The 12,422-nt window shown below is 65.3% G+C and carries 13 protein-coding genes; 4 read left to right on the forward strand and 9 right to left on the reverse strand.

The window, feature by feature from the left end; translation table 11 throughout:
• Nucleotides 1-7: 7 nt before the first annotated feature.
• From GAK38_RS04000 to GAK38_RS04030, 7 genes are all read right to left on the reverse strand, one after another.
• Nucleotides 8-280 (reverse strand): hypothetical protein, encoded by a 273-nt coding sequence (locus tag GAK38_RS04000; protein ID WP_325341647.1) that lies wholly within the window; start codon nucleotides 278-280, stop codon nucleotides 8-10.
• Entirely contained in the window at nucleotides 277-927 is a 651-nt protein-coding gene (locus tag GAK38_RS04005; protein ID WP_325341649.1) for a hypothetical protein, read from the reverse strand. Before GAK38_RS04005 ends, GAK38_RS04000 begins: the two co-directional genes overlap by 4 nt.
• Before the next feature lie 34 nt (nucleotides 928-961).
• Nucleotides 962-1,111, reverse strand: coding sequence for a hypothetical protein (locus GAK38_RS04010; protein ID WP_325341650.1), 150 nt, complete (start codon nucleotides 1,109-1,111; stop codon nucleotides 962-964).
• Nucleotides 1,112-1,198: 87 nt separating this feature from the next.
• A complete protein-coding gene (locus GAK38_RS04015) occupies nucleotides 1,199-2,962 on the reverse strand; it encodes a DNA-directed RNA polymerase (protein ID WP_325341652.1) in 1,764 nt (587 codons plus the stop codon).
• 99 nt (nucleotides 2,963-3,061) lie between these two features.
• Nucleotides 3,062-3,742, reverse strand: a complete 681-nt coding sequence (locus GAK38_RS04020) for a BRO-N domain-containing protein (protein ID WP_325341653.1) — start codon at nucleotides 3,740-3,742, stop codon at nucleotides 3,062-3,064.
• Nucleotides 3,743-3,777: 35 nt separating this feature from the next.
• Complete coding sequence (locus GAK38_RS04025; RefSeq protein ID WP_325341654.1) at nucleotides 3,778-4,689, reverse strand: hypothetical protein; 912 nt, start codon at nucleotides 4,687-4,689, stop codon at nucleotides 3,778-3,780.
• Between the two features lie 994 nt (nucleotides 4,690-5,683).
• Nucleotides 5,684-5,980 (reverse strand): hypothetical protein, encoded by a 297-nt coding sequence (locus GAK38_RS04030; RefSeq protein ID WP_325341656.1) that lies wholly within the window; start codon nucleotides 5,978-5,980, stop codon nucleotides 5,684-5,686.
• A 348-nt stretch (nucleotides 5,981-6,328) separates the two neighbouring features.
• Between GAK38_RS04030 and GAK38_RS04035 the strand changes: the two genes are divergently transcribed.
• Nucleotides 6,329-6,676, forward strand: a complete 348-nt coding sequence (locus GAK38_RS04035; protein ID WP_325341658.1) for a hypothetical protein — start codon at nucleotides 6,329-6,331, stop codon at nucleotides 6,674-6,676.
• A gap of 162 nt (nucleotides 6,677-6,838) precedes the next feature.
• Here GAK38_RS04035 and GAK38_RS04040 read toward each other — a convergent pair whose 3' ends face one another.
• Together GAK38_RS04040 and GAK38_RS04045 are read right to left on the reverse strand one after the other, a co-directional pair.
• Complete coding sequence (locus tag GAK38_RS04040) at nucleotides 6,839-8,200, reverse strand: MFS transporter (RefSeq protein WP_325341660.1); 1,362 nt, start codon at nucleotides 8,198-8,200, stop codon at nucleotides 6,839-6,841.
• 282 nt (nucleotides 8,201-8,482) lie between these two features.
• The gene (locus GAK38_RS04045) at nucleotides 8,483-9,376 is read right to left on the reverse strand and encodes a LysR family transcriptional regulator (protein WP_325341661.1); all 894 of its coding nucleotides are present in this window, start codon (nucleotides 9,374-9,376) and stop codon (nucleotides 8,483-8,485) included.
• Between the two features lie 120 nt (nucleotides 9,377-9,496).
• On the opposite strand from GAK38_RS04045, the gene GAK38_RS04050 reads away from it, so the two are divergent.
• The 3 genes from GAK38_RS04050 to GAK38_RS04060 are packed head-to-tail and all read left to right on the forward strand — an operon-like array spanning nucleotide 9,497 to nucleotide 12,418.
• Nucleotides 9,497-10,531 (forward strand): TRAP transporter substrate-binding protein, encoded by a 1,035-nt coding sequence (locus GAK38_RS04050; protein WP_325341742.1) that lies wholly within the window; start codon nucleotides 9,497-9,499, stop codon nucleotides 10,529-10,531.
• 40 nt (nucleotides 10,532-10,571) lie between these two features.
• The gene (locus tag GAK38_RS04055) at nucleotides 10,572-11,141 is read left to right on the forward strand and encodes a TRAP transporter small permease (protein ID WP_325341663.1); all 570 of its coding nucleotides are present in this window, start codon (nucleotides 10,572-10,574) and stop codon (nucleotides 11,139-11,141) included.
• Entirely contained in the window at nucleotides 11,132-12,418 is a 1,287-nt protein-coding gene (locus tag GAK38_RS04060) for a TRAP transporter large permease (RefSeq protein WP_325341665.1), read from the forward strand. Before GAK38_RS04055 ends, GAK38_RS04060 begins: the two co-directional genes overlap by 10 nt.
• The last annotated feature ends 4 nt before the right edge of the window (nucleotides 12,419-12,422 follow it).

Consider the following 12,422-nt stretch of genomic DNA (forward strand, 5'->3'; position numbering starts at 1 on the left):
ATTGCTTTCAGTTGGCCGGGATGCCCGGCGCGGTGTTGATGAGGGAGGCGGGGTCCTGGGCGATGCAGTTGGCTTCGGCCCAGGCTTCGGTGGGGAGGTGCCCGGCTTCGCGGGCGATGGAGGCGAGCGACGCGGCGGCCAGCAGGACCGCCGCATGCAGGTCGGCGGTAGGCCGGCCGGTTTCGCGCCACGCACGGATGCACGCGGCTTGCGCTGCGTCACCCATGCGGGACACGAGACCCCCGAGGTCCTGCTGGCGCAGGCGGGGGAAGTGGGTCACGACGGCAGTTCGTCCGCCGGCACCTGGAGGGAACCCAGGAGCCGCAGGTGCGGGACTCGACCCACGAAGCTGCGGTGGACCTGGACGGCGCCGATCAGGTCGTTGGCGTACACGTAGATCGTCACGTCAGGCGCCGGCAGCGGCGGCAGGTCGCCCAGGACCAGCGAGCGGGCCGGGTCGTGCTTGTGGGTGCCATCGTGGCGGTAGCTCTCGGAATCGCGCACGGCGCCGTCCTCGTTCGCCAGGAACACCAGAAGGCGGCCCTGCTGGAACTCGATGCCGTCCACGACCTCCCGGGTCTTCGGGCAGTAGGCGGGGGTGCCGGTCACGAAGGACTTGAGGAACGGCTGAGGTTCCAGGTCGTCCAGGATCACGGTGTGCGCGGTGAGGCCGGTGAGGCCCGGTGCCGGCGCGGTCTTCTCCAGGCGGAGGCCCGGAATTGCAGGGTGGCTCCCGTCCGGCTTCAAGCCGCCCCACGGATTGCCCGGCACGAGAGACGCCGCCGCGTAGACGGCCACATCGCCGTCAAGCTCGTACCGCAGACCCGTGACCGGGTAGGAGCCAGAGGTGCCGTGGATGGTGAACGCCGCACCAGCCTCGAAGTCGGCGATGAGTTCGGCGGGGGTGGAATAGGTCAGCTTGGTCATGGTGTTCGGGTCAGGTATGAGAGGGATCGGGGGATCAGGGACGGGCGCCGGCGGCGAAGTGCTGGACAAGCGACTCGGGGTCGATGCCCTGGTCGATCAGGGAGACCACGAGGTCGAAGGGAAGCCGGCCGTAGCCTTGTTCCAGGTGGGCGATGGCGCGTTGCAGTTCGGGGGAGTCGTACATGGGCAGCTTTCAGGTCAGGGGTGGAGGGGCGACGGCGTTAGGGTCGTCACCCTGCGGGGGTTTTATGAGAGCAACTCGTGCTACTTGTCAGGAAAAAAAGAACTCGCTGTCCATGACACGGGTCACGTCGAGGGAGCCCAGCGGCGGCACGGCGGGCACATCGGCCTCGCCGGAGTGCGCGATGACGCTCTCGCGCCACTGCTCCAGCGCCGGGCCGCTATACATCCGCACGAACTGGTCGCGGATGTGGTGGGCCAGCCGGTCGGTGGCACCTGCGTGGGCGCCGAACGAGTCGTGAACGAAGGCCATGTCGCGCACGCCCTCCTCCTTCATCGCCACGGCGGTCAGGGCGAGGTGGGCGGCGTCGTAGCTGTGGACGACGTTGGGCGCGGCGCTCGACTTCTGCTTGCGCTTGTCGATACCGGCCGTCTCGTTCGGGACCTGGGTCTGGAACTTGACCAGCGCGGCCCCGAGCAGGCATTCCACGCGCTTCGAGTCGCTTTTGACATACGCCTGCCGCACGGTGAACCCGCTCGGCGTCGTCCAGGTCATGGGCTTCTCGCGGTCGGCCAGGAACGCGGCGACCTCCTGGAAGTAGCCCATCGCCGCGCGGGGGGCGCCGATGTTCGCGTCCAGGGCGGCGACCACCACGTCCTTGAGGTACTCGGCCGCGCGGTAGCGCTCGGCGCCGTTCTCGAAGTGGTTGCAGAAGCCGTCGGCGATGAGCTGGGACTTGATGCCGGGCGCCGTGACGCCGTAGGGCGTGGTCATGACGGCCCGCTTTACGGTCTTGCGCTCGATGTGGTCCAGCCACTTCGCGGCGATGGCCCGCACCGCCTCGTCGGCGTGCGAGGTGGCATCCAGGGCGATCCGCTGCTTCGCCACGTCCTTCACGTCCGTGTAGATGTCGGCGCGGACACCGGGGATCGGCTCCACGTTCACGGCGCGGGCCGAGAGCGGGTCCTTCATCATCGCGGACAGGTGCTGGATGCCCGAGCACGTCGCGTCCAGGCGCACCGGGATGTGCGACAGGAACGACGGCACGGCCCGCTCGCCGTTGGCGACCTCGAAGTCGGCCAGCCGCGCCAGCTCGAAGCACAGGGACAGGGCCTCCCACGGCGAATCGGCGCCGGCCCAGAAGTCCTGGCAGGCCAGAGGATCGCGGGCGGTCGCCAGGATTTGCGTGAGGTTGTCGCTGGTCCAGTCGGCCCGGGCCTGCATGGCGATCTTGTCCTGGCCGAAGGCGTTGGCGGTCGCCACGTAGAGCCACCACTGCCCGTTCGGGCCGAGGCGCTCGGGCTCGGCGAAGGTCAGCAGGCCCTTGACCAGCGAGTCGCCCTGCGTGTGGATGTCCTGGGCGGTCGGGTAGAAGCGCCCTCGGAAGTCGCAGGTGTGGGGGAACCATAGCACCGGGGCCGTGGCGAGCTGCTGGCCCAGGTCGAGCAGGCGGAACAGCTTGAAGCGCTCACCCTCGATCTGCTTGTTCTTCGAGTAGACCTCGGCGCGGGGGCGGATATAAGCGACGTAGGCCGCCTTCTCCTCGGGCGTGGCGTCCTCGGCCTTGGCGCGAGCCTTGAGCGCCGCGAAGGCATCGTCGTCCATGCGGAGCGGCTCGGGTAGGTTGTTGGCCGGCGGGATGCAGTCGAGGCGGCGGCCGATCTTCACGGCCTCCTCCACCGTGCGCAGCACGTCCTTGTTCATGGTCCACCGGGTCTTCTGCACCCAGTTCAGCGCCTCCAGGGACGCGCCATCCAGGGGGCGCTCGATGCGAGCGGTGTGCGCGGAGCGGAACTCGGCGGCCTTCACGGCTGCGGAGCGGAGGGTCAGGTAGCCACCAGCGATGCGAGTCATACGGTTGAGCAGTAGGTGATTCGTGCTACTAGCGGGCAGCACAAAGACGGGCGGGGCCTTGCGGCGCCCGCCCAGGTAGGGGAGAGAGAGGTGGAGGGGTTAGCGCAGTCCGATGGACTCGGCCGCGCGGTCCAGGGTCTCGCGGGCGAACACGCGGGCTTCCGTGTAGGCCGGCCCGATGGCGAGGCCCGTGGGTTGTGTTCGGGTCAACCGCTCGCGGCCGGCGGCCAGACTCAGGGAGCCCGCCACCTGTCCGAGGCGGACCTTCACGCCACGGGGTAGTCCGCGCAGCCCTCGCGCGGCCAGCCACTCCCGTGTGGTCATGGTCTGCTCGGCCGCCGGGTCCAGCCCCCGCGCCTGCGGCGTGAGCCGGGCGACCTTGCGCTGGAGGGCTTCCATCGCCTTGAGGACCAGGGCGTCCTCGGACATTTCCCCGGTCGCCACCTTCTCCTCGCCCTGCACATAGGCGCCATCCTTGCGGATCGCCGGGAGGACTACGGAGGTCACCCACTTGCGGAAGGTCTTGGCCTCGGGCTTGCGGGAGCGGAGGACCAGGGCGTACAGGCCGGATTCGGAGACGATGTTTACTTGCGGCCCGGTGGGGCCTAAGTTGAACTTAGCCTCCTCATCAGCGTCGAGCGTCTGCACCGCCACGCTCACATTGCTGTGCTGGATCGCCCTGCACACGTCCCGTGCGACGAACCAGGGTTCGCCGTCGCGCTCGATGATGCGCAGGGAGTGGCCGGGGAGGAATTCAAAGGTCTTGATTGCGTTGGTCATGGCAGTGTCAGCAGGGTTAATGTGGGTGATTCGTGCTACTCGTCGGCGTCGGAAATGGCATCCGACGCTGCCGGGGGCAGGTAGTGGTAATCGCGGGGCTCGCAGATCATGGGGAGCATCAGCGGCCGCATCAGCTCGTTTTGGTGATGGCGCTGGGCCACCCATTGCCGGGCGGTGTCGGTGAGCTGGAACATCTGGCGGGTCTTCGCGCCGTCGCGGACCAGCTTGACCTCGAAGTAGGCATCCTGCTCGACCAGGGCGGACAGGAGGACCATGCCCATGCGCAGGCGGGTCGCGGTGCTCCAGTCCTCCTTCACGAACAGCTTGGCCTTCTTGGACCACTTGGTGAAGACCCGCTCGTCCACGGTGTCGTTGCGCTTCACCATCAGCTCGTGCATGTTGGGCTCCCAGGGGGCGTCGCCCTCCTCGCGCTCCTTCTGGGCGGACTTCTCGCGCTTCTTCCAGGCGTACAGCTCGACCTCGCGCTGGAGGCGGCCGCCCAGTTCCAGGCAGCAGGACTGGAGGGGTGCCGGCTCGCACCGGCTGAGGGCCGAGAGCACGGCGGTCACGGCAATCACGTCGGCCTCCAGCAGGAGGAGGACTGCGGTCTCGTCGGGCAGCTTCTTCATCCTCGGGTCGGCCACCCGGGCGTGGGCTTCATCCTGGAGGACCAGGACCCGCTCGACCAGCGGGCCGACCAGTTCCTGGGTCAGGCGCTGGCCGGGCTCCAGGTCAGCCAGGGATCGCTGGGCCGTCTTGCCGTCCTGGGTCGTGCGGACCAGCGAGTACCGATACCGGACGACCCCACGGTCGCGGGCGTACTGCTCCCACTGGCGCTGGGCCTCGGCGTCTTGCGCTCCGGCGGCCTGCGGGATGGCTGTGTCCAGTGTGCCCACAACTGTGCCCTGTTCATGTGATTGATCCTCTTGAGTGAGGGCGGCGTACATGGAGATTTCCCTTGTGAATCAATAGCTTAGGACCCGTTCGTAGGTCTTTTAATCCGTTGGTCACAAGTTCGAATCTTGTACGTCCTACCATTTCCCCTACATGGATCATGGCCAAGACTACTGCTCCGCAATTCTTGGCGATACTCCGCAAAAGACAAATGAAGCCCGCCGATGTGCGGGCTTTTTGCCTTCTGGCTATGCCCCCTGGAGGTTGCGATCCTCGGCCGAATACTTACATTCATCCAGCATGAGGCCGTAGAAGTCTGGTAGCGGCGCCCCTATGGATCGGCAAGATGCGCCGACCCGATACAAGCGCGCCGAGGGAGACATCAAGAGGTACCATCCCGAGGCCGAACGCGGACCCGGCATGATGGAATTGCGCCGGGTCCGCGAAACGGCCGAGGGACGGGCGGCTCAGCCGCTCCCCGGCCCCCGCGAAATCGTGCAGGCCGATCCTAGGCCGAAGCCGGGCGATGGGCTTGGCTACGGCACATCACCAGCCCCTGCCGGACGGACCGTCCGGCCCGCGCTGGTCATATCCGTCCCGGCCCGGGCCGTATCCGTCAGGCCCACCATCTCGTCCTCGACGGTCATAGTCGCGGTCGTAGCCACGATCATGGCCGCCTTGAGGACCTCCTGGGCCAGGCGGAAGAATGCAGCCTCCCAGCGAGGCCAGCAAAGCGACAACAGCGACGAATCTGAACATGACGGCTCCTTTCATCTCGGGACAGCACGTCTGCCGAGTATGGGAAAGATGGCACAGATCGCTGTAACGAGTCGCTGATGCCGTCGAATCGCGGAATCAGCGACTCGTAGGCTCGGACGCAGGTGAGGCCGCGGGCTCGAGGGTCGTCAGCGGTTTCCGCCAGGGGCCACGGAATTTCCCGATGAACCATGGAAAAGCCACCCACGGAGGGCGACTTGACGGGTGGCGGACTACATCCGGTGCGGACTAGCACCGATGCGAGCGGAGTCGTTCAGGCGTACACAGGAGCTATCGCATCAGAGGAATCTTATGGTCGGGATGCTCACGATCCTGCTGATTGGTGTCGCTCTGGTGGCCTTGCTGGCCGCGGTGCTGGAGCCGCTCGTACGTCGAGCAACCGGCGACCAGCTCCACTCGGCGGCCGTCGCGCACCGTGCTCAGTGCCGTGATCGGCGGCACCGCGGTGCCATAGGCCTTCGAGATGTACAGACAGGAATTCGATGGACTACAGTTATCAAAGCTATGGCGCCTTTTCGTTTTATTCCCGTCCTGGGGATATTCGATATATTTGAATACGGCCGGCATTGCCCGATGAGTCGTCGATAGACATGGCGGCATATCGGCCTACACGACCGTAGAGCTGCCTCGGACTCCATTCGGCACACCTACGGCTCCCACTGTGCTTGCGGGCGCCATGCCCGTGGCAACTTTGGAGAGCAAATGGCAGGTGGACGCAAGGATTGGGATGTGGAGTTGACGCAAGGTGCGGTGACGACGGACGACGCCCGCCGCCCGAGCCTCGACTTGGCCCACAGACGCATGGGTGCGGCATCCTCGCCTACAGTCGGGATCGACGCCAGCGCACCGCACCTCACGGCCGGCTGGCGCTCAATGCCTCCGTCGGGCGGCCCCGCCCGCAACATGGAGGCCGACATGGCAATGCAGAACCCTCTTCCCGTTCAGACACGGCTCGCAGGCACCCAGAGCAGGGAATCGGCCATCGAGCAGCAAGTCCGCGCCGACGCCACGGGTCTGCCCGGCAATGTCGACACTCCCGGCGATGCGCCATCTCTGCCGGAAAATGAAACCAGGGAATTCGTTCCCACGCATCCAGGCGGCGATGCCCGCCCTTCCCGCAGCAGATCCGATCCGACCGATGCGCCGAGTATCGACCTCGCCCAGCAGCGGGCAAAAGCCGGCGTGGCCGGACAACGGACAACCGAAGACTTCGACCGCGGCGAGGTCGCCAGGGAAGAGCGGCGCCGACAGGAAGGCGTGTAGCCGGCGTCGACCGGCACGACGCCAGTCAGAGCACTCCGAGCCGCCAGGCCGCGTAGGCGGCGGCCACGGCGCCGACGATGGAAAGAACGGTCATGAGGCGGGACATGCAGCTCTTCGGAATCGATGCGGGATCCGCAGCGTACTACCGGCGACCGGCCTCCCTCAGGAGGTCCGCTGTGCCGCCACGACAGCCGCGGCCTTCCGGCTGCGGGCACCGGCTGCACGTCCGGCCGCCTCAGGCAGTTCGAACCGCTCGATGCGTCCCACGATCAGCCAGTAGCTCAGTACGGCAACGATGCCATGCGCGCCGACGAAGACCAGCGCCCAGTGGAACGAGCCAGTAGCCTGCAGCAGGTAGCCGATGATCAGTGGCGTGATGATGCCGGCCATGTTGCCGATGGCGTTGAACACGCCGCCTGTCGTGCCAATCAGCGCCTTGGGGGCGGTGTCGGCCACCACGGTCCAACCCAGCGAGCCGAAGCCCTTGCCGAAGAAGGCCAGCGCCATGAGGCCGATCACCATCCAGTCGGCATCGACGAAGTTGCAGCCGATCATCACCGACGTGAGCAGCAGGCCGATGGTGACCGGCACCTTACGGGCCAGCGTCAGCGAGCCCGAGCGCTTGAGCAGCCAGTCGGTCACGAAGCCGGTGGTCACGCCACCGATGAAGCCGGCGATTGCGGGCACCGAGGCGACGAAGCCCGCGTTCAGGATGGAGAAGCCGCGCTTCTTGACCAGGTAGGTCGGGAACCACGACACAAAGAACCAGGTGATCGCATTGATGCAGTACTGGGCGATGAAGATGCCGACCAGCATGCGGCTCTTAAACAGGTCGCGGATCCTCGGCGCATCCGGGCTCTTGTCGCTTGCCGTGCGGGCATTCAGATCGGTCAGTGCCCCACCCGCACGGATCGTCTCCAGTTCCTGCTCGGACACGCCGGGATGCGTTGCTGGCACGTGGAACCAGGCCATCCAGGTGCAGGCCAGCAGCAGGCCCAGGTCACCCATGACAGAGAACACGTGCTCCCAGCCGAAGCGGTGGTCCAGCCAGCCCATGAGCGGGGTGAACACCGCAAGCGACAGGTACTGCGCGCTGTTGAAGATCGCGCCGGCCACGCCGCGTTCGCTCGAGGGGAACCACATGGCGATCACGCGCCCGGAAGCCGGTCCGACAGGCGCCTCGAATATGCCCATGAGAAAGCGCAGCGCCAGCAATGAGACGAAAGCCGATCCGATGAGGCCGACGGCGCCCTGCAGCATGGTGCAGATCGACCAGAGCACCAATCCGTAGAGCACGGTGCGCTTGGCGCCCAGCTTGTCCACCAGCCAACCGGCAGGGATGTGAGCAAGCACGTAGGCCCAGGCGAACGAGGAGAACAGCCAGCCCATCTCGATAAGCGAAAGGCCCAGTTCCTTGGACATGCCCGCGCCGGCGACCGACAGGGTGGCGCGGTCGCCGGTGCTGAAGGTCAGCACGATGGTGATGAGCGCAAGAATGACGAAGCGCTTGCGGTGAGCGAACATGGAAAGTCCTGGAGAAAGTGCCCCGCACTGCCGGCCGTCGCCGACGCACTCCCGGCATGCGGGCCGTGCGACGACAAAAATGAGGACCCGGCCGAGCGCTGGCAAGCGCCGGTGGCATGTGCGGCCAAGTGCTGCGATGCCTGCAGGGACGAGAGAAGAGGGGTCCATCGGAGGGTGGGCCCATTGTCCCGGGCTGGTTGCAGGCGCGCCGTCCCACCGCGGCGCCAGCCGTAGACTTCGTCCCAAAGGACGGGACGAGGGTTCACATGTAAGAGTTAACCCTTACCCGCGAAAATCGACTCCGCCCGACGCACGGAACGTGCGTATGGTCTCCAGCAGCGCAGCCAGCAATGGCGAGGTTTCCTTGCGCATGTAGTAGCACCGGATGTCCACGACGGCCTCTTCCTTGAGGGGGCGGTACACCATGCCCGGGAAGTGGACGTTCTTCATCGATGCGGGCACCAGCGATATGCCCGTCCCGGCCGCCGCCATGAGGGCCGCCATGACGATGTCGCTGGTTGGCGGCGCCAGGCGCGGCTCGAACCCGTGCTTTCGTCCCAGTTCCAGCACGCTGGCTGCGAGCACGGGTGCCACCCCGACGATGAACTGCTCATTCCGCAATTCGTACACGTCGATCGCCTGCCGCTGGGCCAATGGATGCCTCTCACTCAGTGCAACGAGCAATTGCTCGTGCGCGACGAGCTCCATGGCGACATCTGCGTCGTCGGGCATCCAGCGCGCGAATGCCAACAGCACCCGGCCCTGATGCAATGCCACGATCTGGTCGGTCGCCGTGGTGTTGTGCAGCGTCAACTCCACATCGGGATGCGATGCGGTGAATAGAGACAGCACTTTGGGCACGACGCCAAAAATGCTGGACCCGAATACGCCGATATCCAACCGTCCGAGCTGACCGAGACCTGCACGACGGGCTCTTTCTGCCGCCTGGCGCACGAGATCCCGGATGGTGTACGCATCCTTGAGAAGCGCATCTCCAGCCTGCGTCAGCACCATGCCTTTCGCCGTGCGCTCGAAAATCTTTACCGAAAGCTCACGTTCAAGCGCCTGGATCTGGCGCGTGAGCGGCGGCTGCGAAAGGCACAGCCGTTCGGCGGCACGTCCCAAGTGCCCTTCCTCCGCCACTGCGATGAAGTAACTGAGTTGACGTAGATCCATGAGGTCGGGATGGTAGTCATCTTCTTATAAAAAAGGTATGGCGCAACACCAAATTGGGATTGGATGTTTTGCACTGAACTTCAGAGAATCGCCCAACCCAATGCAGAGCCCTTCTTGCATGTGCCGGCAGTTGGTGCTCGCAACAAGCACTGGCTGACCATCCACTTCCCGGAGACATACTTCATGATCCAGAACCTTCTGCGTGCATGCGCCATTGCACTCGCCGTATCGCTGACCCTCCCCGTACAGGCTCGCAATCTGCGCGCCGCCGAAAGCCAGGTGCCCGACTATCCGACGGTCGAAGGCGTCAAGTACATGGGCAAGCTGCTCGACGAGCGCAGCGCCGGCAAGCTCAAGCTCAAGGTATTTCCCAACGGCACGCTCGGCAGCGAGCGCGACATGGTGGAGCAGCTGAAGATCGGCGGACTGGACCTCGCCCGCATCAGCCTTCCGCTGCTCAACAACATGGTGCCGGAGAGCCTCGTCCCGTCGCTGCCGTTCATCTTCCGTAACGAAGACCACATGCATGCGGTACTCGACGGAGCCATCGGCGACGACATCCTCGCAGCCATGTCCAAGCAGGGCCTGATCGGACTGGCCTGGTACGACGACGGAGCACGCTCGATCTACTCCAAGAAGCCGATCCGCCGCCTGGCTGACCTGAAAGGGTTGAAGCTGCGCGTGCAGCAGTCAGACATCTCCGTCGCGATGACCGAAGCCCTCGGAGCAAGTCCCACTCCCCTGCCCTACGGCGAGGTCTACACGGCGATCACGACCGGCATCATCGATGCGGCAGAGAACAGCGTCCTGTCGTATGAGACCTCGCGCCACTTCGAAGTGGCCAAGTACTACAACGAGACCGAGCACATGCTGCAGCCTTCGGTCGTGGTGTTCTCCAAGGCCGTGTGGGACCGCTTGTCCGAATCCGAACGCACCCTGATTCGCCAGGCCGCCAAGGACAGCGTTCCCTTCGGGCGCAAGCTGGCGAAGGAGCGCCAGGCCAAGTCGCGCGCGGATGTGCTGGCCAAGGGCACGACGCTGATCAAGATCGAGGACCGCGACGAGTTCATCAAGGCCATCGCGCCCGTCTATGCCCAATACGCGCCGACACCCGAGCTCAAGAGTCTGATCAAGCGGATCCAGGATACGAAATAAGCAAGGCGGGTGGGCCATGGGGCCCGCCCGATGGCGAACCATGTCTGCAAACACTGCCCTCGACCCCATCGTGGAGGACGTCCTGCAAGCGCAGGAGCCGGCGCCTGCCGTTCTCACAGGTCCCCGCTCCAGCTTCAATGCCGTGCTCGCACGCTACGGCATGTACCTGTCCGTCTTCGGACTGCTGCTGATCGTGCTGACCGTCGCCTGGCAGGTCTTCGGCCGCTACGTGCTGCACAACCCGCCCACCTGGGCCGAGAGCCTGGCGCTACTGCTGGTGCTCTACGTCACGCTGATCGCCGCGGCCGTCGGCGTGCGCGATGCCGGCCACATCGGCATGGAGTCGCTGCTGGCCATTGCGCCCGAACGCATCCGCGTCGCGCTGGAGCGCGTCATCCACGCCATGGTCGCCTTCTTCGGCAGCGCCATGGTCTACAACGGTTGGCTGCTCGGCGCCTCCGTGGCGCACTACAAGATCTCGGGCCTCGGCCTGTCGGAAGGCCTGCGCTATGTGCCGCTGGTCATCTCGGGCACCCTGATCGTCCTCTTCTCGATCGAACACATCATTGCGTCGTTGCGCAGCCTGGAGGTGAAGCCATCATGGCACTGACCATTCTTGCCATCACCTTCTTCGGATTCCTGGTGATGGGCGTGCCAGTGGCGTTCGCCATCGCGCTCTCCTCGCTCTGCACCATCCTGTACGAAGGCCTGCCGACCGGCGTTTTGTTCCAGCAGATGATGTCCGGGATGAACGTGTTCTCTTTCCTCGCGATTCCGTTCTTCGTGTTCAACGGCGAGCTCATGCTGCATGGCGGCATCGCCGACAAGATCGTCGCCGCGGCCAAAAATGCCGTGGGCCACATCCGCGGCGGCCTGGGCCTGTCGAACGTGGTGTCCTGCACACTGTTCGGCGGCGTGGCCGGCTCGCCGGTGGCCGACGTGTCGGCCATGGGCTCGGTGATGATCCCGATGATGAAGCGCGAGGGCTACCACGCGGACTATGCCGTCAACGTGACGACCCATGCAGCACTGGTCGGCGCACTGATGCCCACCAGCCACAACATGATCATCTACGCGCTGGCCGCTGGCGGTGCTGCGTCCATTGGCTCGCTGATCCTGGCCGGCATCGTGCCGGCGCTGATCCTCACGGTCTGCAACCTGGCTGCGGCCTACTTCGTCGCGGTGCGCCGCGGCTACCCGGCGCTCGCACGGCCGGCAGCCGACGTGCTGTGGCGTTCCGTCGCCGCGGCAGCACCCGGCCTCCTGGTGATCATCATCATCCTGGGCGGCATCATCACCGGCGTGTTCACCGCGACCGAGTCCGCATCGATCGCCGTGCTGTATTCGATCGTGCTGACCTTCTTCATCTACCGCACGATGAAGTGGGCCACCTTCATGCATGCCTGCGCCCGGGCCGCCAAGACCACCGGCGTGATCCTGCTGCTGATCGGCGCATCGACCATGTTCCAGTACCTGATGGGCCTGTACGAAGTACCGGACCTGGCGGGTGAGTTCATGTCCGGCCTGTCGGACCGTCCATGGGTGATCTTCCTGTGGATCAACATCATCCTGTTCCTGCTCGGCACCTTCATGGATATGGGCAGCACCATCCTGATCTGTACGCCCATCTTCCTGCCGATCGCCCAGAAGTACGGCATGGACGCCACCCAGTTCGGCATGGTGATGCTGATCAATTGCGCTCTCGGACTGAACACGCCGCCGGTGGGCACCACCCAGTTCGTCGGCTGCGCGATCGGCGGCATCAGCGTCGGCCAGGTCATGCGCTCGATCTGGCCCTTCTACGGAGCCCTGCTGATCTGCCTGCTGCTGGTGACCTACGTTCCAGCGTTCTCGATGGCTTTGCCCACGTTGTTGATGAAAGGCTGATGCC

The organism is Xylophilus sp. (genome assembly GCA_009914555.1).
GTDB lineage: Bacteria > Pseudomonadota > Gammaproteobacteria > Burkholderiales > Burkholderiaceae_C > WNDY01.

What these genes read in the sequence shown, in the direction of transcription:
- GAK38_RS04005 (WP_325341649.1), bottom strand. Translation starts at nt 927, where the DNA reads ATGACCAAGCTGACCTATTCCACCCCCGCCGAACTCATCGCCGACTTC.
- GAK38_RS04010 (WP_325341650.1), bottom strand. Translation starts at nt 1,111, where the DNA reads ATGTACGACTCCCCCGAACTGCAACGCGCCATCGCCCACCTGGAACAA.
- GAK38_RS04015 (WP_325341652.1), bottom strand. Translation starts at nt 2,962, where the DNA reads ATGACTCGCATCGCTGGTGGCTACCTGACCCTCCGCTCCGCAGCCGTG.
- GAK38_RS04020 (WP_325341653.1), bottom strand. Translation starts at nt 3,742, where the DNA reads ATGACCAACGCAATCAAGACCTTTGAATTCCTCCCCGGCCACTCCCTG.
- GAK38_RS04025 (WP_325341654.1), bottom strand. Translation starts at nt 4,689, where the DNA reads ATGTACGCCGCCCTCACTCAAGAGGATCAATCACATGAACAGGGCACA.
- GAK38_RS04030 (WP_325341656.1), bottom strand. Translation starts at nt 5,980, where the DNA reads ATGCCGGCCGTATTCAAATATATCGAATATCCCCAGGACGGGAATAAA.
- GAK38_RS04035 (WP_325341658.1), top strand. Translation starts at nt 6,329, where the DNA reads ATGGCAATGCAGAACCCTCTTCCCGTTCAGACACGGCTCGCAGGCACC.
- GAK38_RS04040 (WP_325341660.1), bottom strand. Translation starts at nt 8,200, where the DNA reads ATGTTCGCTCACCGCAAGCGCTTCGTCATTCTTGCGCTCATCACCATC.
- GAK38_RS04045 (WP_325341661.1), bottom strand. Translation starts at nt 9,376, where the DNA reads ATGGATCTACGTCAACTCAGTTACTTCATCGCAGTGGCGGAGGAAGGG.
- GAK38_RS04055 (WP_325341663.1), top strand. Translation starts at nt 10,572, where the DNA reads ATGTCTGCAAACACTGCCCTCGACCCCATCGTGGAGGACGTCCTGCAA.
- GAK38_RS04060 (WP_325341665.1), top strand. Translation starts at nt 11,132, where the DNA reads ATGGCACTGACCATTCTTGCCATCACCTTCTTCGGATTCCTGGTGATG.